Origin of the sequence: Chelativorans sp., from assembly GCF_031180965.1 — a bacterium.
GTDB lineage: Bacteria > Pseudomonadota > Alphaproteobacteria > Rhizobiales > Rhizobiaceae > Chelativorans.
Map to the genome: position 1 here is coordinate 99,683 of NZ_JAPSLH010000013.1, position 22,974 is coordinate 122,656.

The following is a 22,974-nucleotide window of genomic DNA, read 5'->3' on the forward strand; positions in this document are numbered from 1 at the left end:
TCCTATCGCAGCGCGCCGAGCGCGCTCTTGAACAGTTGCAGGAAGCGGCGGCCGTCCAGGTTGCGGCAGATGCGCGTGGTCTTGGGACCATCAAAGCTCAGGATCTGGCGGCCGGAAAAGGCAACGGTCTGGCCGCGCACCAGGCGCTCGCTGAGCGCCACATCCACGAAGAGCGGTTCGCTCATCGTGAAGAGTTCCGGATGTGTGACGGTCGCCACCGCGATCGCGTCGTCAAGGGGGAAGCCTACGAGGTGAAAGAATTCGCGCCAGATGTCGATATAAATCGAAAAATTCTCGCAGATATGCGCGACCACCCTGCTGTCGGGATAGGCGGTTGCGAGGTCGTTCAGGTCGTCGCGCGTCAGCATCGAGGCCGCCACGCGGTTGTCCTCGCAGATGTCGAGCGGCACCAGGATCACCGGCGCGCCGGAGCGCAGCACCACGCGTGCGGCCTCCGGATCGGCCCAGATGTTGTACTCGGAAACCGGGGTCATGTTGCCCGGCGTCTGGAAGCAGCCGCCGAGCACCACGATCTGCTTGACGAGCGAAGCCAGATCCGGCGCCATGTCCAAAGCCATGGCGATGTTGGTCTGCGGACCCGTCGCGACGATCGAGATCTCGCCCGGGTTCCGGCGCACCGTCTCGATGATGAAGTCCACCGCGTGCTTGTCCATGGCGGGCCTTGCAGGCCGCGGCGCAGGCGGATTGAACTTCTTCAGCCGCTCGCCGAACCGCTCCTTGAGCCGCTTCTCGAAATGGACCGGCGCCTCCATGTCCTCCTTGGCGTTGCCGACAATCGGGCGCCAGGCGCCGGCCGCGACAGGGAGGTCGTCGCGGCCGGCTAACGTCGCCGTGTTGAGGACGACGTTTGTCACTTGCTCGATGGGGCCTGCGGCACCGGTCACGCAGGTCACGCCTTCGAGCTTTATGTCGGCGGAACCGAGCGCGAAGAGGATGGCGAGAATGTCGTCTCCCGCCGAATCCACATCCAGTATGATCCTTTGCGGAGTGGTGGTCATGCTTGCCTGCGCCTGATGAGTGAGAGGGTTTCCGCCGTCTCGCGGAAGAGCTTGGGCCGTTGCCGGTAGGTGAGCGCGAAGAGAGCCGCGAGGGTCACCAGATAGGGCACCGTCAGGACCAGATAGGACGACAGGCCGAAGGTCTGCAGCCGGAGCGAAAGCGCATCCGCGAAGCCGAAGAGAAGGCAGCCGAAGAGCACGCGCACCGGATCTCCATTGGAGAAGATCAGCACCGCCACGGCCATGAAGCCGCGACCCGACGACATGTTCTCGGCGAACATGGTGATATAGCCGAGCGAAAGATGAGCGCCGGCAAGCCCCGCCAGGACGCCGCAGAAGAGCGAAGCGATGTGCTGCATGGCGGCTGTCGAGATGCCCAGCGCTTCAGCGGCCGCCGGTTTCTCGCCCGTCACGCGGATATGCAGCCCGATGCGCGTGCGGTAGAGGATCAGCCACACCACGAAGACCATCGCGAAGGACAGGTAGACCAGCGGCGTGAAGCCGGACAGCATCTGCCCGAGTGGGCCCAGGTCATGGATGACCGGGAGCTCGATGCGCGGCATGCCGACGATGTCGCCGCTGACGATCGAGCCGCGTGTGCCGAATATCGCCTTTGTCAACGTGATGGTGAGCCCGCCCGCCAGCAGGTTCAGCGCCAGGCCGACCACCACCTCGTTCGCCCGCAGCGTGACGACGAACAGCGAAAAGATTCCCGCCACGACGACTGACGCGGTCACGCCGATCAGCACGCCGCCCAGCGCCGACTGCGTCCAGATCGAGCCGAGCACCGCAAAGAACGCGCCGAGCAGCATCTGCCCTTCAAGGCCGATATTGAAGATGCCGGCCTTGGTCGTGAACGTGCCGCCGAGGGAGACGAGCAGGATCGGCGCAGTCGTGCGCAGCGTCGCCGCAATCAGGGCGATGTTGAAGATGCGCTCTAGAACTTCCATCGGCGCTCTCCCTGCGTGCTGTCGCGCCGGCGGCGGATGAGGATCTGCGCCGAGACGCAGAGGATGATGAAGGCCTGGAACACCGTGATCACCTCGCGCGACGCATTCGTTTCGACTTCCATCAGCAGCGACCCGGCCCTGAGCGCGCCGAAGAACAGCGCTGTGCCGATGACGCCGATCGGGCTGCCATTGGCAAGAAGCGCGGCAATCACCCCATCAAAGCCGAAGCCCGGTGCGAAACCTTCCATGAAACGGTGGTGCACGCCGAGCGTCTCCACCCCGCCGGCAAGGCCACCGACCGCGCCCGAGCAGAGCAGGATGACCAGGATGTTGCGGCGGATGGAGACGCCGCCGTACTCGGCGAACTTCACGTTGGTGCCCATGGCGCTCACGGAATAGCCGGCGCTGGTGCGCGTCAGGAACAGGTGAAGTCCAATGGCGAGCGCTATGCCGATGAAGAGCCCGATATTGAGGCGGGAAACATCGGAGATCTGCGGCAGGTAGGCCGTGGGCGCGATCGGCTCCGTCTCCGACCAGCCGCCCGGCCGCTTGAAGACGGAAATCGTCAGATAGGAGGTAATGAGGACCGCCACATAGTTCGACAGGATCGTCGAGACCACCTCGTTGGTACCGAAGCGGGCACGGAAGAAGGCAGGGAGCGCAATCCACAGCGCACCGGCCACGATTGCTGCCGCCATCGCCACAAGCACGTGCAGCCCGGCCGGAAGCGCAAAGCTGAAGCCCACCCAGGCGGCGGCGAATCCGCCCATATAGAGCTGTCCCTCCACACCGATGTTGAAGAGCCCGCCGCGCAGCGCGACGCAGGCCGCCACGCCGGCAATGATGATGGGCGTGGCCTGAAGCAGCGAGCCCGCGGTTCGCTCCCAGCTTCCGAAGGCGCCGCGAAGCAGCGTGGCAAAAACGTGGAGCGGGCTTTCACCGACGAGAAGGATGATGACCGCTCCGCCAATGATCGAGATGCCCACCGCGATCGCCTGCCCGATGAGCTGTTCGGCCCATTGCGGCATCCCTTGAGTCTTGAGCGCGTCCGGCGCCGGCTTGTTGTCGGACGGGAGCGTCATGCGGCTGCCCTCGGGCGCTCCGCGCCACCGGCCATCAGCAGCCCGATCTCGTCCTCAGTCGTCTTTTCCGGATCCACCTCGCCGCTGATGCGGCCGGCGAACATCACGAGAATGCGGTCGGCGAGCGCCAGGACCTCATCGATCTGCACTGAGATCAGCAGGATCGCGGCACCCTGGTCGCGCTTCAACATGATCTCGTCATGGATGCGCTCCATGGCGCCGATATCCACCCCGCGCGTCGGCTGGTCGACGAGCAGGAACGGCGTCTCCCGCGAGAATTCCCGGGCGACGACCACTTTCTGCATGTTGCCGCCGGAAAGCGTCTTCACCAGCGTCTTCTCGTTGCGCGCGCGGATGTCGAAGCGCTTTATTAGGCCGCGGGCAAATTCCCGCACCCGTCCCCAGCGGATCAGACCCCTGCCGGCCCAGGGCTGCGCATATTGCCGCCCCATCAAGATGTTGGCGCTGATGGATGCGGAAGCATCGACGCCGCGCGCCAGCCGGTCCGCCGGCACGTGAGCCAGCCCTGCCTCGCGCATGGCACGTGGGTGGCTTTCCGCGATGGTGATGCCATTGACGGCGATCTCACCATGGCTCGGCGCGCGCAGGCCGGCGATCACTTCTGCCAGCTCGGTCTGGCCGTTGCCGTCGACGCCCACGATGCCGACGATCTCTCCCGAGCGGACCGTAAGATTGACGTCGCGCAGCGCAAGCACGCCGCGCGCATCGCGCGCGCAGATCTCCTTGAGCTCGATCACCGTGCGCCCGGAGATCGCCTTGCGTGGACGGCGGTCGAAATTGACGTTCCTTCCCACCATCATGCGGACGAGCTCATCCTCGTTGAGTTCCCGTGTCGGGCGGGTACCGACCACGGCTCCGTCGCGCAGAACGGTCACCGTGTCCGAGACTTCCATCACCTCCGACAGATGATGCGAGATGAAGATCACCGTCATGCCGGCATCCGCAAAGCGGCGCAGGATGCGGAAGAGCTCGCGGCTTTCCTGCGGCGTGAGCACCGCCGTCGGCTCGTCGAGGATGACGATCTTGGCGCCGCGGGCGAGCACCTTCAGGATTTCCACACGCTGCTCGATGCCCACGGAGAGTTCCGAGACACGCCGGTCGGGATCGACCTTCAGCCCGAACTCGGCCGAGATCTGCCGCGTCTTCTCCGATTGCGCCTTGCGGTCGATGAGGCCGCCGCGCACGATCTCCATGCCGAGGAAAATGTTCTCAGCGACAGTCAGTGATGGAACGAGCTTGAAGTGCTGGTGGACCATGCCGAGCCCCAGCGCGATCGCCCGGCGCGGCGAATCCATAACCACCGTCTGCCCGTTGATCCTGATGGTCCCCTCGTCCGGCTGCACCAGGCCGAAAAGCACGTTCATCAGCGTCGTCTTGCCGGCGCCATTTTCGCCGACGAGCGCATGGATCTCGCCCTGCCGCACCCCGAAACTCACATTCCGGTTTGCGACCACCGCGCCGAAACGCTTCGTGACGCCGGTCATCTCGATGGCGAAGGTCATCGCTGCGTTCGTCTCATCCTGAACGGCCCCGCGGCAATATCAGCGGGGAGAGTAGGGCAGGGAGGCGGCTCGGGGGAGAGCATACCTCCCTGCCCAGTCTGCTACTGGTTAAGCTTCACCTGGATCTTGCCGTCGGCGATGCCGGAGCGAACTTCCTCCAGCTTGGTCTTCACCTCGGCAGGGATCTTGTCAGCCACCTCGTCGCAGATCTTTAATTCGATGCCCCCGGCCGCCACGCCGTAGGAAACGGGACCCGGCTTGACTGGCTTGCCTTCCACTTCACCCTTGATGAGATCGTAGACGGCGACGTCGGCCCGCTTCAGCATCGAGGCCAGGATGTTGCCCGGCGCGGTGCCGCACTGGTCGATATCCACACCAACGGCGTATTTGCCGGCAGCCTTTGCCGCCTGCAGCACGCCTTCGCCGGTCGGCCCCGCCGCCTGATAGATGACGTCAACACCCTGGCCATAAAGGGTCATGGCAAGCTCGCTGCCCTTTGCCGGATCATCGAAGGTACCGGCAAAGACGCTGCTCACGGAAACGCCTTCGGCCTGTTCGGCCACACCCTGCTCCATGCCCATCAGGAAGTTGCGGATGACGGGAATGTCGCGCCCGCCGATGAAGCCCACCTCATCGGAGGAGTTGAAGCCTTCCGCATCGGCGGCCGCAAGCATGCCGGTCAGTGCCCCCACCAGGTAGGAGCCTTCCTCCTCGACGAAATCCACATAGGTCATGCTCGGGCTGTCGAGCACGCCGTCGATGAAGATGAAGCGCTGGTCGGGATATGCCTGGTTCGACTTCTGCAGCGCGTCAACAAGCTCCCAGCCCATGACGAAGACGAGGTCGTACTCGCCGCCCTTCGCGATGTTGTTGAACTGCTCCTCATAGTCGAGGGCGCGGTTACCCGTGTCGACTATCTTGAGCTCGACACCGAAATCGGTCTCGGCCTTCTTGAGGCCATTCATGATCGCAATGCCGAAGCCCTGCGAGAAATAGCCCGATATCGCCGCAACCTTGAGCGTTTCAGCGGAAGCGTTGCCTGCGCCGAGAAGCATTGCCGCGAGCGCGCTGCCCGCCGCCAAATTCCTGAATTTCGCCTTCATGGAGACCTCCGGTCCTGTTCCCTGTCCCACGAACTCTGAGTTGCCCCCACAGGGTGTCTCTTGACGGACGATTTCGTTCGTGTACGAAGTAATTTCGAGACTGAAATTCAGACTTTGTCAAGCGTCATTCGATAGCGACGCGCTTAAATGGCTCCATTGCCCTGGCGCGTCTGCTTTCATGATCGGGGAAAGCTGCGATGGCCAGGCATGTCATTGTCACAGGCGCTGCAGGGCTTCTGGGCAGCCATGTCGCGGCGGCCTTCCGGCAGGCGCAATGGCAGGTGACCGCGCTCGACGTCGCGGCCGACAAATCCCGGAACATAGGGCAGGCGGACCTGCGCGATCTCAAGACCGCGCATGCCCTTGTCCGGGATGCCGATTGCGTCGCCCATATCGCTTCCATCCCGCGCCCCGTGGGCTATGCGGCGCATGAGGTCTTCGACACGAACATGTCGCTGATGTTCAACGTGCAGTCCGCCATGGAAGAGGCCGGCATCGGAAAGCTCCTCTTCGCCTCCTCTTTCAGCGTGCTGGGCCTGCCCTTTGCCGAGCGCCCGGTGAAGCTTCACTACTTTCCGGTGGACGAAAGCCATCCGGTGGCGCCGCAGGATGTCTATGCGGTCACCAAGTGGCTGGGCGAGGAAATGGTGGACGCATGGGCCCGCCGGACGGGAGGCACGGCGGTGAGCCTGCGCATGCCCTGGATCCAGACGGCGCAAAGCTTTCTGCGCGATGTGGTGCCGCGGCGCGCAAGAAAAGAGTCCGGGCTCGATCTGTGGGCCTATATCGATGCGCGGGATGCGGCGCGTGCGTTCGTGCTGGCGGCCGAAGCCCCGCTTGAAGGCCACAGCCGCATGTTCATCTCTGCCAGCGATACGTATCACGAATATCCGACGCCGCTCCTGCTGTCGCGGAGCTATCCCGATGTGGAAGTGCGCGAGGAGTTGCCGGGCCACGCTGCCGTCATATCATCAACGCGGGCGCGCGAGCTGATCGGCTTTGTGCCGGAGCACTCCTGGCGCCAGTATGGGGGATCCTGAGGAAGGACGATGCCCATGGATTTTTCAGGAAAGACAGTTCTCATCACCGGTGGCGCCGGCGCCATCGGCAGCGCGACCGCGCGCTTGTTCCTGCGCCATGGCGCCTCGGTCGTGCTCGCCGATCTGAATGAAGAGGCCCTTCTCACGCTGGAGCGGGATATCGCCGCGCCTGACCGGTTGGCCGTCGTTCCCGGCGATGCCGCCGATCCCGAAACTGCCGAGCGGGCGGTGCGGACCGCGGTGGAGCGGTTCGGCGCCCTCGACGTCCTCTTCAACAATGCCGGCATTTCCGGAAAGGTCGCGCCGGTGCACGAGCTCGATCTCGACGCATGGGACGCGATCGTGCGCGCAAACCTGCGCAGCATGTTCTGCATGCTGAAAGCCAGTGCCGCTGAAATGGTGCGTGCCGGCCGCGGCGGCGCCATCGTCAACATGGGCTCCTCCATGGCCGGCTGGGACGTGCTTTTAGGCGGCGCCGGCTATGTCAGCACCAAACATGCGGTGGTGGGGCTCACTAAGGCTGCAGCGCTCGATCTTGCGCCCCACGGCATCCGCGTGAATGCGGTCTGCCCCGGCGTGATCGAGACCACGCTGGGCGTGCCCGGGTTGCGAGACGGTGCTGCGGAAGACCGCTCGGCCGTCCAGCATTTCGCCGAGCGCATTCCTTCGCGGCGCATCGGTCAGGTTGAAGATGTCGCGGAGGTGGTGCTCTTTCTGGCTTCCGACGGCGCTCGCCATGTCAACGGCGCGGCCTGGCTCATCGATGGCGGGCAGACGCTGCAGAGTTTTGCCAACGGACCGCTGTCCGGGGGTTATTGATGTGCAGACCGGCGAGGGTCAACCTGTTGGCCTGCTATCGACTGGGGTGCCTGACGATCGCGCGGCGTGCCGTAGGCTCCTGACTTACCCGCCGCAGCACGAGGCGGGCCGCGTGCGAACGCCTCTGATGAACGACCACGCCGCATGGCGATAGGCGTTGCGGGAAGCTGCTGAGCACTGACCCGTCCAACTTTCAGTCAGGGTCAGTCCAGTAGTCGTGGCCGCTCGCACGCGGATCGACCGCCCACTAGCGGAACTGCCAACCACCTTTCGTGTGGGGCGTGTTTGACACGGACTTGTGGATTGTCGGTCAAATAGGCTCGCCTCTGACAAGCTCGTCTTTCGGTACCTTTACGATTTCTCGAAGGTGGGCCTTACCTCATGAAAGGAGGGCTACAACATTCCGATTGCCCTCGGCAACATGCCGCTAGCCGAGTTCGCAATGACATCCACGTTGGCAAAACAGGTCGCCTCTGTGGAACGGAAGTAGTCAGACCGACCGATGGGCCGCAACTACGGTTGCTTTGTTGTTGCGGCTGTCTGCTCGGTGCCACCTTCAACCATGAGAGCGCAGGCAGTCGCAAGATGTCACTCGTTCGAGCGGATGCCGCTCCCAAGCCGAGCCAACCACTTGGAGCTCTACGTGCACGTGTCGTTGGTCATTCAGATGTTCCTATCCCGTCTATGCCGAAACGATGGCGCCGTTTCATGGCCTGCAAGCCCTGCCATAGCTTGCAAGGCAAGCGGGTAGCCCGTTGGTCCAAACCCGGCCATGACGGCGGTGGCGATCTTCGACACGAATGAATTGTGATAATAGCTCTCGCGCCGGTGGATGTTGGAGATGTGCAGCTCGATGATCGGGCCCGGAAACATTTTCAGCGCATCCAGGATGGCGATCGAGGTGAAGGTGAGGGCGGCCGGATTGATGATGATGCCGGCTGCACCTTCGTCAATCGCCTCGTGGATCCACTCGACGATCTCTCCTTCGAAATTGGACTGGTGAAAGCGGAGCGGGCGGCTGCCCGCCGCCTCGCGGCACATGGCTTCGATCTCGGCGAGCGTGGTGGTGCCGTAGATTTCCGGCTCGCGCTTGCCCAATCGGTTTAGATTGGGGCCGTTCAAGATGAAGATCGGCTTCATGGGCATGGCTCCTTTCATTCCTGGTACCGAGCAGGCGGGGCAGCCAGAGCACGGTTTGCGGGACGAAGGTGATCACGGCGAGCGCGGCGATCATGGCGAAGAGGAAGGGGAGAACGTCCCGGACGAGATCCCTGATCGGCACCTCGGCGATCCGCGTCATGACGAAGAGCAGGAGGCCGTAGGGCGGGGTGATCAGCCCGATCATGATGTTGACCACCACCATCACGCCGAAATGGACGAGATCGATGCCCAGCGCCTCAGCCGTGGGCACGAGCACGGGCACGACGACCAGAAGGATGGTCGTGCCTTCCAGCAGGCATCCGAGCAGAAGAAGCAGGATGTTGACCAGGATCAGAAAGGCGGCGGGCGAGAGATCCCAGGCGGTAAACAGCGCGCGGATGTCGTTCGGGATGTTCTCGACGGTGACCACATAGTTGAAGACGAGCGCTCCGGCGATCAGCATGCCGGTCGAAGCGCTCGTGCGCGCACTCGCCAGAACCGAGCCGTAGAAGTCGCGAAAGCTGACGCTGCGATAGAGCACCACGGAGATGATGAGAGCGTAGGCGGCGGCGATTGCCGCCGCTTCGGTGGGTGTGGTGACACCGGTATAGATGCAGCCGAGCAGGACGACCGGCATCATCAGCGTGGGGAAGGCGCGCCAGGTGATGCCCGGCAGCGCGCGGAGCGGCGTGGGCTTTTCAACGGGGAAGTTTTCGCGACGGGCCGATATGATGACAATGATCATCTGCGCCAGCGCCATGAGGAGGCCCGGCACGAGGCCGCCGAGAAAGAGATAGCCGATGGAAGCATCCGACACGAGCGCGTAGAGCACCATCGGGATCGAGGGCGGGATGATCGGGCCGATGACGGCGGTGGCCGCGGTAAGCGCCGCGGCAAAGCTGGCGCGGTACTTGCCGTTGGCGGTCATCATGCTCTGCATCATCTTGCCGGTGCCGGCAGCATCGGCGATCGCCGAGCCCGACATGCCGGCGAAGATGATGCTTTGCAGGATGTTCACATGCGCCAGGCCGCCGCGGAAGCGGCCCACCACCGCATCGCAGAATCTGAGCAGCCGCTCGGTCATGGAGCCGATGTTCATGAGCTCGGCCGCCAGAATGAAGAGAGGCACGGCGAGGATGATGTAGTTGGAATACATGCCGTTGAGGAGCTGCTCGGCCGCGGTGCCCATGTCGAGGCCGGCAAGCAGCAGGTAGAGGATCGAGCCGGCGATCATCGAATGACCGATCGGCAGGCCGAGAAAGGCCAGCGCCGTGATCGCCACGATGGAGATCGAGAAGGGGCTCGCGAGGCTCATAAGCCCGATCCTGCCCTGGCGGGATCGAATTCCTTGGGCGCGGTGCCGAACATGGCGCGCCAGCAGAGCCAGACGTAGCGGACGATCACCGCCACGACGAAGACGAGGTAGATCGAGAACAGCCAGTCGAAGCGGATTTTAAGATAGGCCGTGCTCTCGACGCGCATGAAGGCGACGTAGTCGAGCACGGCGGGGAAGGAGACAGTGTAGAGGCCGATGAGGCAAAGCGCCGAGACGACAACCATGATGCGGCGGGCGCGCGGCCCTGCCGAGGCATAGATGAGATCGAAGCGGATCTCTTCCTCCTCCTTCAGCACGAAGGCCGCACCCCAGAGCACCATCCAGATCCAAAGGACGACGCTGATCTCGTTCGTCCAGCCGATCGGCAGGTTGAGCCCGTAGCGGAAGACGATCTGCAGCAGGAAGGCGGCGAACATGGCCGCAAGCATGGCCGCGAGCACGTTTTCCGCCCGCCGGTAGAGCCAGCAGCCGACATTGCTTCTGGTAATGTTCACCGCCCCTCCCGCAGTTCCGGCTTCTTGAACCAGGATCGAAGGGCCGGAGCGCGCCCGGCCCTCGGCAGTCGATCAGAGTGCGTTGATCTTGTCGACCATCCCCTCAGGCCAGTCCTTGGCGAGATCGGAGGCGAGGTATTTTTCCTGCGCGTAGGTGCGGAAGGCGGCGATGTCCGGCTCGTATATCTTCAGCCCTTTCTCCTTGAAGAAGGCGACGAGCTCCGCCTCACGCGCCAGATGCTTTTGCGTGCTGAAATCGATCGCCGCATCGGCGGCTGCCTGGAAGCGCGCCTGCTTTTCCGCGCCCATTTCGTCCCAGACCTTCTTGGAGACGACGAGGAGATCGAAGCCGACGAGATGCGACGTCATGACGATCTGCGACATCACCTCGTAGAACTTCATGTTCTCGACATTGGGAAGTGGATTGTCCTGCCCGTCGATCGCGCCGGTCTGCAGGCCTGTATAGACTTCGGCATAGGCCATGGGCACCGGATTGGCCCCGAGCGCCTCGCCCAGGAACTGCCAGGCATCGCCACCGGGCATGCGCAGCTTGACGCCCGCGAGGTCGGCCGGGGTCTTGATCTCCTTCTCGGGCTTCACGCCCACCTGGCGCGCGCCGAAATAGGTGGGGCCGAGCACGCGGATGCCGAGCTGGTCCTCCGCCATCTTCTTCATCTCGGCGCCCAGATCGCTGTCGAAGAAGGTTTTGAGATGCGCCGCATCGCGGAAGAGATAGGCCGCGGTCAGGATCGACCAGGCCGGGATCTGCTTGGAGATGTCCTGCGGGGCGATGTTGCCCATTTCCAGATTGCCGCGCTGGATGGCGACGAGCTCCGTGCCCTGCTTGAAGAGGTTGCCGCCGTAATAGCCTTCGAAGGTGAAGTCGTCAGCGATCGCCTCGGCGAACTGCTTCATCATCTCGGCGCGGATGTCCTGCTCCGAGAAGACGGCGGAGAAGCGCAGCGTCGGCTTGTCCTGCGCGAATGCGGGAAAAGCGGCCGCCGTGGCGGCAAGCCCCGTGCCGATCAGGAACCGGCGGCGGTTGGTAGCGATGGTCATGGTTCTTCCTCCCTTTCTGTGCGTCAGCGCGCATTGATCCTTTCGAGCATTCCCTCCGGCCAATCCTTCGAGAGCGGCGACTCCAGGTATTTCTTGTTGGAATAAGTCCGGAACGCCGCGACGTCGGGCTCATAGACCTCGAGCCCCTCGGCCTTGAAGAAATCGATGAGCTCGGCCTCCTGCCGGATGTATTCGGCATCGCTCCATTCGAACGCCGCGTCTGCGGCATCCTGCATCCGCTTCTGCTGCTCCGGCGTCAGCGAATCGAAAAGTTCGGCGTTGATGAGGAGCAGGCCGAAGCCGACATTGTGCCCGGTGAGCACGATCTGGTCGGTCACCTCGTGGAACTTCATCAGCTTGTTGTTGGGAAGCGGATTGTCCTGGGCGTCGATAGCCCCGGTCTGCAGGCCCGTATAGACCTCGGCGTAGTCCATCGCGACCGGGTTCGCGCCGATGGATTCGCCGAGAAATTGCCAGGCCTCGCCCCCGGGCATGCGGAGCTTCACCCCGGCGAGATCTTCCGGCCTGACGATCTTCTTGTCGCCCTTTAGATTGAGGTGGCGGGTGCCGTAATAGGCGGGCGCCAGGATGACGACGCCCATCTCCTCTCGCGCCATGCGCTTGAATTCCTCGCCGATGTCGCTTTCGAAGATCGCCTTGAGGTGGGCGGCGTCGCGGACGAGGTAGGCCGCGGTCAGGATGCTGAAGGCTGGCACCTGCTTGGCAAAATCGGAAGGCGGCATGAGCGCCATCTCCAGATTGCCGCGCTGGACGGCGACGATCTCGGTGCCCTGCTTGTAAAGCGTGCTGCCGAAATAGGGCTCGAACAGGAACTCGTCGCCGAGTTTCTTGGCAAAGATGTCGACCAGCGCCACTGAGCGTGGCGCATCGGCCGTCGTGGAGTCGGCGAAGCGCAGCTTTATCGCCTCGGCCCGAGCCTGTCCGGCGATGGCGAGCAGTCCGAGTGCAGCTATGCCCGCCGCAAGCGACCGCCTCGTGAATGTGATGCTCATCGATACCCCTCCCTAAAGTCCGAATCGATGTTCGGGCAGCCCCTGCCCAAGCCCCTCGATGGCGAAAAGCGCGCCCGCCAAAGGTTCTCCCGCCCTCTGCTCCGGCGTGAGGAACTTGGTGGCGCTGGTGATGAAGAGCGTTCTGTAATCCTTGCCACCGAAACAGAGACAGGTCGGGTTGGTGACCGGCAGCAGGAAGGTGCGGTCGACCCGGCCGTCCGGCCGGTAGCGCACCAGCCGCCTGCCGGCGAAGAAAGCGGCCCACAGGCATCCGTCGACGTCGACGCAGGCGCCGTCCGGGCGATCTCCCGTCGCCGAATAGTCTGCAAAGACGCGGCGGTCGGTGATCACCCCATCATCGAGGTCGAGATCATAGGCGTAGCTCAGGTGGCGGCGGGTGTCGGTGAAATAGAGCGTGCGGCCGTCGGGCGAAAAGGCGATGCCGTTGGCAACGATCACGCCTTCTTCCATCCGGGTCACCGTGCCGTCGGGATCGACGCGGTAGAGGCTGCCATTGCCTCGGTGGAGCTGGTTGTCCATGGTGCCGACCCAGAAACGGCCGCGCGCATCCACCCGGCCGTCGTTCAGGCGGTTGTCGAGCCCGGTCTCGACCGTGGCGAACGGCGTTCTCTTCCCGGTCTCCAGATCGAGACGGTAGAGCATCAGGTCGGCGGCCAGCAGGCGGTCGCCGCTCCTGGTCAGAGCCTGTGTCCCGGCGAAGGTTCCCGGGAGCGGGAGCACCTCGTGAATGCGGGTCCGCGGATCAAAGGATTGCAGCTTCGGCCGTTCGATATCGAGCCACCAGAGGCGCTGGGTGCGGTCACACCAGAGCGGTGTTTCGCCCAGCTGGTCGGCCCCGTTGACGAGCACTTCGATGCGGCTGGTTTTCGCTTCCATGTTCATGCCGCTGCCTCGAAATGTCCGGCCATGGCGCACATGTCCGCGGCGCGGCCGGTGAAAAGCTCGAAGGCGCGGACAGCCTGGCCAATGGCCATTCCGATGCCCGGCAGGACCTTGCAGCGGAGCCGGCGCGCATGGCGCAAAAGCTCGGTCTCCGGCGGGAAATAGACGATCTCCGCTACCCAGTGGTCGGCGTGCAGATGGTCGGCGGGGAAGGGGAGTCCTGGATATTTCGCCATCCCCACCGGCGTTGTGTTGACGAGCCCGTCCGCCGTCCCGAGCGCTGCCGCCGGATCGGTTTCCGCGCGAACCACCTGGTCCGTGATCGCACCCATCTTCTCCGCGAGGAGGCGCGCGCGCTCCGGCTCGGAATCGATGATCGCCAGGTCCTTCACGCCGAGTTCCATCAGCGCATAAGCCACGGCGGCACCCGCGCCGCCGGCGCCGAACTGCACCACCCGGCCGAGCGGGACGCGCGCCATGTCGCGCCGGAAGCTCTCGGCAAAGCCCCAGCAATCCGTGTTGTGTCCGATGGCCTTCCCGCCCGAAAAGACGACAGTGTTGACCGCGCCGATGGCGGAAGCCTCGTTGGCCAGCCCGTCCAGGCAGGCAAGCACCTGCTGCTTGAACGGATGCGTCAAGTTGAGGCCGTTGAAGCCGAGCTCGCGCGCCGCGGCGATGCAGGCGGGCAGGTCGTCGTCGGCGAGGTGCAGCTTGTCGAAATCGATGAGGATATAGGTGGAGCGCAGGCCGAGCCGTGCCGCTTCGCGCTCGTGCATGGCCGGCGTGCGGGAGGACTGGATGGAGCGGCCGACGAGCCCGACGACCACGTCCGATGCTGCCTGGTGCAGGATCGTGCGCTTCGCCGCGATGAGATCGCGAAGCGATGCGACGATAGACTGGGGGGCTCCGGACACCTTTCCTCCACTTTTCCGGTGCGGACGGAGTGCTGCGAGCACGCCGTGCTTGTGTTCGCTCCCGCTCGCCCGATAATTGCCTGCAAAGAGCGTGCTTCACTATGTACGAAATAGTTAGTACACGGAATCGAGAATGAAGACAAGGGGCCGATCCATGGCGGCAGAGTCCAGGCGGGGCGGGGATTCCGATACGCTGAAGCGGCAGCAGGACCCCGAAGGCACCAAGCGGGACATCATCGAGACGGCCTCACGCGAGTTCGCGCTGAACGGACTAGCGGGCGCCAGGATCGATGAGATCGCCGCGCGGACCCGCTCCAGCAAGCGCATGATCTACTACTATTTCGGCGACAAGGAGGGGCTCTATCTCAAGGCGCTGGAGAACGCCTATCGCCGGGTGCGAGAGGGCGAGGCTCAGCTCGATACGAAGGGGATGCCGCCCATCGAGGCGCTGAAGCGCCTGGTGGAATTCACCTTCGACCATCACCACCAGCACGAGGAATTCATCCGCATGGTGATGATCGAGAACATCCATCACGGCGCGTATCTGGAAAGGTCCGAGGTGATCCGCGACCTCAACGTCACAGCCATCGACAACATCGCCGCCATCTACGGACGCGGGGTCGAGGAGGGTGTCTTCCGCACGGGGCTCGATGCGGTAGAATTGCACTGGCAGGTGAGCGCGCTCTGCTTCTTCAACGTCTCGAACCGCGCCACCTTTTCGAAGATTTTCGGACGCGATTTCGGCTCCGAGGAAGCCCTGGACCGCCTGCGCAGGAACGCGGTGGACATGGTTCTGCGCTTCGTCATCAAGCCGGAGGCCATCTCTCTCCTCGACCCGGCTTGACTTGAGTCTCCGCTGCCCGACCTGTAATGTACGAACTAGTACGTTTATACGGCGCGGGAGTTTCGCGGATGAAGACCTCCATTGCCACCGTCTCCATCAGCGGTGATCTGAAGGAGAAACTCGCCGCGATCGCGGCCGCCGGCTTCGACGGCGTGGAGATTTTCGAGAATGACTTTCTCGCTTTTGACGGCACGCCTGCGGAAGTGGGCCGCATGGTGCGGGACCACGGGCTGGAGATCACGCTCTTCCAGCCCTTCCGCGATTTCGAGGGTATGCCCGAGCCGCAGCGCTCGCGCGTCTTCGACCGGGCGGAACGGAAATTCGACCTGATGCAGCAATTGGGCACCGACCTCATGCTGGTCTGCTCCAACATGTCGCCGCTCTCGCTCGGCGGCGTCGACCGGGCAGCGGCGGATTTTCGCGAGCTCGGCCAGCGTGCGGCGAAGCGCGGCCTGCGCGTCGGCTATGAGGCGCTCGCGTGGGGGCGGCATATCAACGATCATCGCGATGCCTGGGAGATCGTCCGGCGCGCGGACCACGCGAACATTGGGCTTATCCTCGATTCCTTTCACACGCTGGCGCGCCGCATCGACCTGGAGACCATTAGGGCCATTCCGGGCAACCGCATCTTCATCGTGCAGCTCGCCGACGCCCCCAGGATCGACATGGACGTTCTCTATTTGAGCCGCCATTTCCGCAACATGCCGGGAGAGGGCGACCTGCCGGTGGTCGACTTCATGCGCGCGGTCGCGGCTACCGGATATGACGGACCCCTGTCGCTGGAAATCTTCAACGATCAGTTTCGCGGCGGCTCGCCCAAGTCGATCTCGGTCGATGGCCGGCGCTCGCTGATCAGCCTCATGGATCAGGTCGCGCGGCTGGAGCCGGGAATCCGGCTTAACGTGCCGTCCATTCCGGATCGGACTGTCGTTCAGGGCGTGGAATTCGTCGAGTTCGCGGCGGACGAAGAGGAGGCGCAGGAGCTTGCGGCCCTGCTCTCGGCGATGGGCTTTTCCCTTGCTGCCCGTCACCGGAGCAAGCACGTCGACCTCTGGCGGCAGGGCGCGATCAACATCCTTATCAACACCGAGAGGGAGGGCTTTGCGCATTCCTCCTACATTGTCCACGGCGCCAATGCCTATGCCATGGGACTGAAGGTGGAGGACGCCGCCGCCACCGTTGCTCGTGCACGGGCTCTCGGGGCGGAAGTCTTCGAGCAGCGGCATGGGCCGGGCGAGCTTGCCATCCCGGCGATCCGCGGCGTTGGCGGCGGGGTCATCATCTACTTCCTGGACGGCAAGGGCGAGCTGTCGCGCGTGTGGGAAGTGGAGTTCGAACCCGTGGCGGGCGAGGCGGCGGATGCGGGACTGGTGGCGATCGATCACGTCGCGCAGACAATGAATTACGAGGAGATGCTGACCTGGATTCTCTTCTACACCTCGATCTTCCGCACCACGAAGTCGCCGATGGTCGATGTGGTAGATCCCGCCGGGCTGGTGCGCAGCCAGGTGATCGAAAGCGAAGACGGCGCGCTGCGCCTGACGCTGAACGGCGCGGAGAACCGCAAAACGCTCGCCGGCCATTTCATCGCCGAAAGTTTCGGCTCGTCCGTGCAGCACCTGGCTTTCGCCTGCCGCGACATTTTTCAGACGGCGCAGATGCTGCAGGGGCATGGTTTTCGGGCGCTCGAAATCTCGCGCAACTACTATGACGATCTGGAGGCCCGTTTCGGCCTCGACCCGGATTTTTGCGACCGGCTGCGCGCGGAAAACATCCTCTACGACCGCGACGGCGAAGGCGAGTATTTCCAGCTCTACAGCACCAATTACGGTGAAGGCTTCTTCTTCGAGATCGTCGAGCGCCGCGGCAATTACCGCGGCTACGGCGCGGCGAATGCGCCATTCCGGATCGCGGCGCAGAAGAGGTCGCTAAGGCAGCCCGGAATTCCTAGGTTATAGGCGAGGCCAGACCGCTCTCGAAATATCCAGCTGAGCCTCATTCCCCACGCGGCGGCTTTCAGCATTTCCTGCTGCGGTGTCCGCGGAGGCGTGCTTGCGGTGGGATATCTTCTTTTCGGACAGGCCGATCGACCGCTCAAAGCTGACGACGTTCTCGATCATCCGCTCGAATTCCCATGGGAAGTGCCCAAGTATCTCCGCCATAAGCTCGCCGGCGAGGATAGTGAGTTCCCGGGCACGCAGCTCGGTGATCCTCGCCGCAGGCGTGATGGCGCGGCCGCTCTCGATATCGATATAGAGGCACCGTTGCCGCGTCTTTTCCAGCTCATCGCTTTCGGCTTCATGGAGCAAACGCCGACCGTATCCTTCCTAGAATACGTCCAACCTGGCATTGATAGGCGCGCCGGACATGACGCTGATGAAGTGCTGCTTGCGATGATTCTTTTCGACGGAGGGATTACGGGCGATCGGCAGCGGCGCATTCAGATAGATGAGTTCTTCGGCCAGGCGCGTGAGTTTGCCGACCTCGACAGGAATGCAGCGATCGGGAAGTTGCCGCGATGAACAGTTCACACGCGTCGTTCTTCGGGGCACGAAGGACGATGCGGCCATCGAATGGCAGGGCTTAAAGCAGCAAGGTGCCGCCTTCACGGTCCTCGCGTGCAACGAATGCTCTGATCTTGGTTCAGAAGCCTTTCTGGCATTCGCCTTTGACCATGCGGGCCGTGTAGCTGTGGTACTTCGGTGCCTTCGGTTCCGTCTTCTTCTGAGCGGAAGCGGTGTTGTTGTGTTTGAAAGTCGTGGTTTTCTCCATTGGTTGATAGTTGACGTTCGGAAAGACGGTTCAAAAGAGACGGGGTGCCCATGGTGGTTTGTCCCAAGCACGGGAGCTCAGCGAGGGGGCGTGCAGCGATCGACCAATATTCACCCACGCGAGGCCCGCTCATGCGGCCGCCTTTACGAACCTCAGGAATTCGACCTCCGTCGTCACGATCAGGCGGTAGGTCTCGGACTTGGCCTGTTGCTCCTCGCCTTCCTCGTAGCGCGACAAGAATGCGAGGAAGTGGACGAGGTCGCCTTCCTGCTCTTTGCCATCTTTGTTCAGGTAGATGATATTGCCGTGCGCGAGAGCATTCCGGAGGGCGCGCAGCACTGAGGCCGTAGCCTTTTCTGGAAGGAAGTTTTGGCCGTCCTCTGCAAGAGGGTGTTTGCCATCTCTTGCCACCCAATGTTCCGGCGCACCAAAATGCTCCACAATGTGCAATTGCCTCCATGCCGACGGTCCGTCACCGCCCCAGAACGGTGCTTCAGAAAACTTCACTTTGACTAGCCCGCCGGTCATCTTGGTCATTTCAGCATCGCTTCCCGATGTAGGAAATGATGCGCGCGAGCCCGCTCGAAAGGGATGGTCAACACGGCCCGCCGCAACCAGAAGCGCGAAGGAGCCGACTAGGTTCTTGTCGCGGGCAAACGGTTCGACCGCTTCGAGAAGCTGAAGACACCGTCTCGATACTCTGCTGCCAGCCTGTGTGGAATGGCCATGATGCCCCCTTTGCTAGCCTGATGAAGCACATTATCAAAGATGCGGCTCCACGCTGCCGGTGGGTCAGCTCGATTACTGACTTTCGACCGACGGCGAAAAGGGTCCCGCTAAGACGTCCGCATTCAGGCGCACGAAAACTCTGCCTTAAAATCGACATGGGGCGCGAAGGAGCCGTTCAAGTAATTGCGGCGAGGGACGGCTCCGAGCTGATACCGACCGGCTTCCCGCACGCTGGCGTGCATGCCTCGGAGCCCGGCAGCAACTCCGTGAGAATGTGATTAGCAGACCGCGGTCGATCTGAAAACTTTGCTATATGGCGATGTATCACGAAACACCCATTGACCGAACGTTTTTTGCGCTCGCGGACCCTATGCGGCGCCAGGTTCTCGAGCGGCTGAAGTCGGAACCCGGCCCCTCCAAGCGAGCTTGCGCAACCGCTGCCGATCAAGTTGCCTGGACTCATGAAACATCTTGCCGTCCTGTCGGACGCCGGGCTGATCTCGAGAACAAGAACGGCCGCGTCGTGATGGTCAGCCTTGCAGCAGGGCCATTGTCTGAAGCGGCGGACTGGCTTCACCATTTTGAGGCCTTCTGGAACGTCAGCCTCGACCGTCTGGCCGCCCTCGTGGAGGAGAGCAGCGAGGAATGAATCGCCAACACCCGGACATAACCATCGTGCGCAGGCTCACGACACCGTCCGAAAAGGGTTTATGCGGCCATGACGAAGGTCGATCAGATCCTGCAGTGGTGGGGTCCGGATGCAGGGCCAGCCGTCAGCGCCGAAATCGATCTTCGCCCCGGAGGCCGCTACAGCGTCGTCTTTCGTCTGGTGGACGGCTCGGAACACAACCCGAGGGGTGTCTATCAGGAAGTCGTGCCGAACGAAAAGCTCGCCTTCACCTGGGAGTGGCTCAACCGGCCCGATTGGGAGTCGCTGGTAACCATTCTCCTGCGACCTATCGACATTGGCAGCGAGCTAACCCTGACCCAAGAGAAGCTCCCGAACGACGATGCGATCAAGAGCCACCATGCCGGCTGGGCCGGCTGGATGGCCGAACCGCAACACTATTTGGAGGAAGAATAGTGAGTGAACTGGTTATTTAGGCCTACGATTGGGTGCCTGACGGTCCCCGTGGCTTCGTGCGCGACATACGGCTGAGGTGGGCATGCGAGGAGGCTGGCCTGCCCTATCAGGTCAAGAGCACACCTTTCAAAGATCGGAGCGAGGAACACTTCAAGCACCAGCCATTCGGCCAGGCGCCATGGCTCACCGACAGTGACCTCTCGATCTTCGAGAGCGGGGCGGGATTGCTGCACCTCGCCAGAAAAAGCGAAAAACTGATGCGGCGCGATCCCGTCGGGGAAGCCGAAACACTGCAGTGGACGATCGCCGCGCTCAATTCGGTCGAGATGGTTTCTGTACCCTGGTGGGTCCTGGAAGTAACCGGCGCCAAAGACAACGGTCTGACAGGCTGGCTGGAAAGCCGCCTCGATAATGTGGAGCGCGTCCTCATGGAGCGCGAATGGATGGCGGCCGGTCGCTTCACTGTCGCGGACCTGCTGATGGCCGATGTGCTGCGCGTCGAAAAGGTTCGTGCCTTCGGAGATCGGCCGGCGACGGAGACGTACGTGACGCGAATCACGGACCGACCGGCGTTCAAGAAGGCCCATGCCGACCAGATGGCGCATTTCGCGAATGCCGATTGATTTGGCGGACATCCGAACTGCGTATGCCAGGGGTAGCTTCGTCCGCATATCGGTCGTTTGCCAACCACGCAAACGAGTGTTCGGTTTTGCAGGCTGGTCACGAGCGGCTATACGACTGAAAGGGGGCGCAAAACAGCCGCTTAACCTAAAGCGCTGTGCCTAGGGTTTCTGTACCAGGTGCGAACGTTGGACTGATCTTGCCGCGGCGATCGGGGCTCTGCGAAAACTCCGACGATCTGGCCGGTGCGCCCTGCGAGTTTCGCCGCGAGATGAGGGAACTCGGGATCGCAATTCGGAATCGTTGAGCATTTCCTCTGGGCTCTGCACCGCTTATCAACGGCGGAAGAAGACGACTTCCGCCTCAGGGCTTTTTTAAAGTTATCCCATCATGCTACCTACTTCTGGGGCTAGATTCGGCGGGTACAGTGTCGTGTCCTCGCCGTTCCAGGCGGAGGACCCTCATGGGGAGTCAAGACTTCGGACGCGTCGTTTCTGGTCAACAACGACGCCGACACTCTCGTAGAAGTTTCTCGTTTCTCCTCCATACCGTCCTGGCACTGATCGCGTACTCACAATCAGCGTTGGGCGATAACGTTGTCACTAGCCCGCCGGACGCCACACTCACCCCGGGCTCTGTCTACTCTTCTTCGAGCGACGGCGTCGCGGCACTGGATTCCGATCAGGGCGGATCCATTATCGGAAGCGGTGTGATTGTCACGACGAGCGGTGACGGAGCGCCCGGCGCGTGGGGGCGCAACGGCGGCGACATCACCTTGTCCTCCAGCTCGATCGCGACCTCCGGCGACTACGACTTTCAAGGCGCCGACGGGGTCTATGTTCAAGGTGGGAGCACGGCCACTCTCAGGGATGTGGCGATTACGGTCCGTGGCGCGAACTCGATCGGTGTCGTTGTTCTCTCGGGAGATCTGGCCACCATCTATGGCGGCTCGATACTGACGGGGGATCCGAACGATCCTAGCAAGGGAGCAAGGGGCCACGGACTCGAAGTAAATGCGTGGACGGGGGTAGCGAGCAAAATCGTCGCCGGCCGGAACGTCCAAGGGCAGGGTCTCAGCATCACGACCTACGGTGCTTCTGGCTACGGCATCAACGCTCAGAATCAAGGCGAAATCGACGCCACGGGCGCGACGATCGAGACGTTCGGTTCGGGCGCTCACGGGGCGGTCTCGGGCGGTATCGTCACGCTCACGGACGGCTCGGTTTCGACGGCCGGCCAAGGCGCCTTCGGGCTTCTGATCGCTCCTCCGGGCGTCGGTAGCAACACCAGCTCCCTCACGGCAACCGGCACCGATGTCACAACGGCCGGAGCCGGCGCGCATGCCATTTACATGCAGCAAACCGGACAGCTTTCCGTCTCGAACGCCGCGGTGAGCGCGACCGGCGCCGGGAGCAACGGCCTAGTGTCTGCCGGTGGCTCGCAGACGACTGCGAGCGCTACCTTGAGCAATGTCAGGCTCATTGCAACGGAGACGGGCATCGCCGTGACGGGCGGCGCGCTGGACCTTGGAATAGAAGCCGGCTCTGTGGTGACCGGCGGCGCGGGTGGCCTCCTGAGTGTGCAGGGTCGCAACGGCGCAGCGGGCGCCATCACTCTCACGGCCGACGCCTCGCACCTGATCGGCGCGGTGGTGGTGGACGGCGCGGCGGCTAACTCGGCAGCCATCACGCTGCAGAACGAGTCCAGTCTTGTGGGCGACGTGTCCGTTGATACCACCAACGGCGCGTTCGCCGACATGACGCTCAACGGTTCAATCTGGCATGGCGCCGCCACCCAGATGCGCAATGTGTCCATCGACGATGCGAGCACCTGGGTCATCAACGGCGATTCGTCGGTTCTCGGAACGCTCGCGGTTGACGGGACGTTGCAGATCGGTACCGGCGGTTCGGCCGGCAGTCTGGCCGGCGACATCGACAACCTGGGCACTGTGATCTTCAACCGCGCTGGGCAGTTCGTCTTCGACGGCGTGATCAGCGGCAGCGGGACAATCGAGCAGGTTGGCCCTGGCATTAGTGCCCTGTCGGGCGACAGCAGCGCCTTTACGGGTGCAACGACTATTTCAAATGGTACGCTTGCTGTTGACGGGGCGCTGTGTGGCAGACTCGCGCTCCTCGGGAGCGGCCGGCTGCAAGGTACTGGCAGTGTCTGCGACACGAAGAATTCCGGTACCATTGCGCCTGGCAATTCGATCGGCACGCTCACCGTCGTCGGCGACTATATCGGGCAGGGGGGAACGCTCGCGATCGAGGCCCTGCTCGGCGGTGACACTTCGCCGACCGATGTGCTGGCCGTCACCGGCGCCACCTCGGGCACGACCAATGTGCAGGTGACCAATCTCGGCGGCAACGGTGCTCCCACCCGTGAAGGCATCAGGATCGTCGATGTCGGGGGGACGTCCAACGGCACCTTCACGCTTCTGGGCCACTTCACCTATGACGGCGACCCGGCGGTGGTTGGGGGCGCTTATGCCTACCGGCTCTACCAGGGCGGCGTGACCAATCCGAATGA

At 63.0% G+C, this 22,974-nt stretch carries 20 protein-coding genes and 2 pseudogenes; 9 read left to right on the forward strand and 13 right to left on the reverse strand.

Annotation, left to right across the window (positions count from 1 at the left end):
* Positions 1-2 precede the first annotated feature (2 nt).
* The 5 genes from RIN79_RS12090 to RIN79_RS12110 form a co-directional block, all read right to left on the reverse strand.
* A complete protein-coding gene (locus RIN79_RS12090; RefSeq protein WP_309084912.1) occupies positions 3-1,019 on the reverse strand; it encodes a nucleoside hydrolase in 1,017 nt (338 codons plus the stop codon).
* A complete protein-coding gene (locus RIN79_RS12095) occupies positions 1,016-1,969 on the reverse strand; it encodes an ABC transporter permease (RefSeq protein ID WP_309084913.1) in 954 nt (317 codons plus the stop codon). Before RIN79_RS12095 ends, RIN79_RS12090 begins: the two co-directional genes overlap by 4 nt.
* The gene (locus tag RIN79_RS12100) at positions 1,957-2,997 is read right to left on the reverse strand and encodes an ABC transporter permease (RefSeq protein WP_309084935.1); all 1,041 of its coding nucleotides are present in this window, start codon (positions 2,995-2,997) and stop codon (positions 1,957-1,959) included. The genes RIN79_RS12095 and RIN79_RS12100 overlap by 13 nt, the downstream gene beginning before the upstream one ends.
* Positions 2,998-3,047: 50 nt before the next feature.
* Positions 3,048-4,574, reverse strand: a complete 1,527-nt coding sequence (locus RIN79_RS12105; RefSeq protein ID WP_309084914.1) for an ABC transporter ATP-binding protein — start codon at positions 4,572-4,574, stop codon at positions 3,048-3,050.
* Between the two features lie 101 nt (positions 4,575-4,675).
* On the reverse strand, positions 4,676-5,677 hold the full coding sequence (locus RIN79_RS12110) for a BMP family ABC transporter substrate-binding protein (RefSeq protein ID WP_309084915.1): 1,002 nt from the start codon (positions 5,675-5,677) through the stop codon (positions 4,676-4,678).
* A gap of 197 nt (positions 5,678-5,874) precedes the next feature.
* Here RIN79_RS12110 and RIN79_RS12115 point away from each other — a divergent pair, with 197 nt between their 5' ends.
* Both RIN79_RS12115 and RIN79_RS12120 read left to right on the forward strand, forming a co-directional pair.
* Entirely contained in the window at positions 5,875-6,717 is an 843-nt protein-coding gene (locus RIN79_RS12115; protein ID WP_309084916.1) for an NAD(P)-dependent oxidoreductase, read from the forward strand.
* Positions 6,718-6,732: 15 nt separating this feature from the next.
* The gene (locus RIN79_RS12120; RefSeq protein WP_309084917.1) at positions 6,733-7,536 is read left to right on the forward strand and encodes an SDR family NAD(P)-dependent oxidoreductase; all 804 of its coding nucleotides are present in this window, start codon (positions 6,733-6,735) and stop codon (positions 7,534-7,536) included.
* A gap of 663 nt (positions 7,537-8,199) precedes the next feature.
* Here the strand turns inward: RIN79_RS12120 and RIN79_RS12125 are convergent.
* The 7 genes and pseudogenes from RIN79_RS12125 to RIN79_RS12155 all read right to left on the reverse strand — a co-directional run bounded on the left by RIN79_RS12125 (position 8,200) and on the right by RIN79_RS12155 (position 14,395).
* Positions 8,200-8,676 (reverse strand): type II 3-dehydroquinate dehydratase, encoded by a 477-nt coding sequence (locus tag RIN79_RS12125; RefSeq protein WP_309084918.1) that lies wholly within the window; start codon positions 8,674-8,676, stop codon positions 8,200-8,202.
* A gap of 25 nt (positions 8,677-8,701) precedes the next feature.
* Positions 8,702-9,991: pseudogene (locus RIN79_RS12130) on the reverse strand (TRAP transporter large permease); the annotation flags it as partial.
* Complete coding sequence (locus RIN79_RS12135) at positions 9,988-10,440, reverse strand: TRAP transporter small permease (RefSeq protein WP_375165927.1); 453 nt, start codon at positions 10,438-10,440, stop codon at positions 9,988-9,990. The pseudogene RIN79_RS12130 and the gene RIN79_RS12135, both read right to left, overlap by 4 nt.
* A 138-nt stretch (positions 10,441-10,578) precedes the next feature.
* A complete protein-coding gene (gene dctP / locus RIN79_RS12140; RefSeq protein ID WP_309084920.1) occupies positions 10,579-11,565 on the reverse strand; it encodes a TRAP transporter substrate-binding protein DctP in 987 nt (328 codons plus the stop codon).
* Between the two features lie 23 nt (positions 11,566-11,588).
* Positions 11,589-12,578 (reverse strand): sialic acid TRAP transporter substrate-binding protein SiaP, encoded by a 990-nt coding sequence (locus tag RIN79_RS12145; protein WP_309084921.1) that lies wholly within the window; start codon positions 12,576-12,578, stop codon positions 11,589-11,591.
* Between the two features lie 12 nt (positions 12,579-12,590).
* Positions 12,591-13,481, reverse strand: coding sequence for an SMP-30/gluconolactonase/LRE family protein (locus tag RIN79_RS12150; protein ID WP_309084922.1), 891 nt, complete (start codon positions 13,479-13,481; stop codon positions 12,591-12,593).
* Complete coding sequence (locus RIN79_RS12155) at positions 13,478-14,395, reverse strand: shikimate dehydrogenase (RefSeq protein ID WP_309084923.1); 918 nt, start codon at positions 14,393-14,395, stop codon at positions 13,478-13,480. The genes RIN79_RS12150 and RIN79_RS12155 overlap by 4 nt, the downstream gene beginning before the upstream one ends.
* 154 nt (positions 14,396-14,549) lie before the next feature.
* Here RIN79_RS12155 and RIN79_RS12160 point away from each other — a divergent pair, with 154 nt between their 5' ends.
* The 3 genes from RIN79_RS12160 to RIN79_RS12170 all read left to right on the forward strand — a co-directional run bounded on the left by RIN79_RS12160 (position 14,550) and on the right by RIN79_RS12170 (position 17,761).
* Positions 14,550-15,239 (forward strand): TetR/AcrR family transcriptional regulator, encoded by a 690-nt coding sequence (locus RIN79_RS12160; protein ID WP_309084924.1) that lies wholly within the window; start codon positions 14,550-14,552, stop codon positions 15,237-15,239.
* A gap of 68 nt (positions 15,240-15,307) precedes the next feature.
* Positions 15,308-17,197: a TIM barrel protein gene (locus RIN79_RS12165; RefSeq protein ID WP_309084925.1), complete on the forward strand. Its 1,890-nt coding sequence runs from the start codon at positions 15,308-15,310 to the stop codon at positions 17,195-17,197.
* Positions 17,198-17,296: 99 nt separating this feature from the next.
* Positions 17,297-17,761 carry a hypothetical protein gene (locus RIN79_RS12170; protein ID WP_309084926.1) on the forward strand — a complete coding sequence of 155 codons (465 nt, stop codon included), beginning with the start codon at positions 17,297-17,299 and terminating at the stop codon, positions 17,759-17,761.
* A 379-nt stretch (positions 17,762-18,140) separates the two neighbouring features.
* On the opposite strand, the gene RIN79_RS12175 is transcribed toward RIN79_RS12170, so the two are convergent.
* The gene (locus tag RIN79_RS12175; RefSeq protein ID WP_309084927.1) at positions 18,141-18,548 is read right to left on the reverse strand and encodes a hypothetical protein; all 408 of its coding nucleotides are present in this window, start codon (positions 18,546-18,548) and stop codon (positions 18,141-18,143) included.
* 635 nt (positions 18,549-19,183) lie between these two features.
* Between RIN79_RS12175 and RIN79_RS12180 the strand changes: the two genes are divergently transcribed.
* The 4 genes and pseudogenes from RIN79_RS12180 to RIN79_RS12195 all read left to right on the forward strand — a co-directional run.
* Positions 19,184-19,267, forward strand: coding sequence for a hypothetical protein (locus tag RIN79_RS12180; RefSeq protein ID WP_375165928.1), 84 nt, complete (start codon positions 19,184-19,186; stop codon positions 19,265-19,267).
* 179 nt (positions 19,268-19,446) lie between these two features.
* Positions 19,447-19,824, forward strand: a pseudogene (locus RIN79_RS12185) (SRPBCC domain-containing protein); the annotation flags it as partial.
* Between the two features lie 32 nt (positions 19,825-19,856).
* Positions 19,857-20,447, forward strand: coding sequence for a glutathione S-transferase (locus RIN79_RS12190; RefSeq protein ID WP_309084928.1), 591 nt, complete (start codon positions 19,857-19,859; stop codon positions 20,445-20,447).
* A gap of 707 nt (positions 20,448-21,154) precedes the next feature.
* Positions 21,155-22,974, forward strand: a 1,820-nt coding sequence (locus tag RIN79_RS12195) for an autotransporter outer membrane beta-barrel domain-containing protein (protein ID WP_309084929.1), incomplete at its 3' end; no start/stop codon positions are given.

Bases quoted from the DNA above. Each gene is read 5' to 3' on its own strand.
- RIN79_RS12090 (WP_309084912.1), bottom strand. From the start codon at position 1,019: ATGACCACCACTCCGCAAAGGATCATACTGGATGTGGATTCGGCGGGA.
- RIN79_RS12095 (WP_309084913.1), bottom strand. From the start codon at position 1,969: ATGGAAGTTCTAGAGCGCATCTTCAACATCGCCCTGATTGCGGCGACG.
- RIN79_RS12100 (WP_309084935.1), bottom strand. From the start codon at position 2,997: ATGCCGCAATGGGCCGAACAGCTCATCGGGCAGGCGATCGCGGTGGGC.
- RIN79_RS12105 (WP_309084914.1), bottom strand. From the start codon at position 4,574: ATGACCTTCGCCATCGAGATGACCGGCGTCACGAAGCGTTTCGGCGCG.
- RIN79_RS12110 (WP_309084915.1), bottom strand. From the start codon at position 5,677: ATGAAGGCGAAATTCAGGAATTTGGCGGCGGGCAGCGCGCTCGCGGCA.
- RIN79_RS12115 (WP_309084916.1), top strand. From the start codon at position 5,875: ATGGCCAGGCATGTCATTGTCACAGGCGCTGCAGGGCTTCTGGGCAGC.
- RIN79_RS12120 (WP_309084917.1), top strand. From the start codon at position 6,733: ATGGATTTTTCAGGAAAGACAGTTCTCATCACCGGTGGCGCCGGCGCC.
- RIN79_RS12125 (WP_309084918.1), bottom strand. From the start codon at position 8,676: ATGAAGCCGATCTTCATCTTGAACGGCCCCAATCTAAACCGATTGGGC.
- RIN79_RS12135 (WP_375165927.1), bottom strand. From the start codon at position 10,440: ATGCTTGCGGCCATGTTCGCCGCCTTCCTGCTGCAGATCGTCTTCCGC.
- dctP (WP_309084920.1), bottom strand. From the start codon at position 11,565: ATGACCATCGCTACCAACCGCCGCCGGTTCCTGATCGGCACGGGGCTT.
- RIN79_RS12145 (WP_309084921.1), bottom strand. From the start codon at position 12,578: ATGAGCATCACATTCACGAGGCGGTCGCTTGCGGCGGGCATAGCTGCA.
- RIN79_RS12150 (WP_309084922.1), bottom strand. From the start codon at position 13,481: ATGAACATGGAAGCGAAAACCAGCCGCATCGAAGTGCTCGTCAACGGG.
- RIN79_RS12160 (WP_309084924.1), top strand. From the start codon at position 14,550: ATGGCGGCAGAGTCCAGGCGGGGCGGGGATTCCGATACGCTGAAGCGG.
- RIN79_RS12165 (WP_309084925.1), top strand. From the start codon at position 15,308: ATGAAGACCTCCATTGCCACCGTCTCCATCAGCGGTGATCTGAAGGAG.
- RIN79_RS12175 (WP_309084927.1), bottom strand. From the start codon at position 18,548: ATGACCAAGATGACCGGCGGGCTAGTCAAAGTGAAGTTTTCTGAAGCA.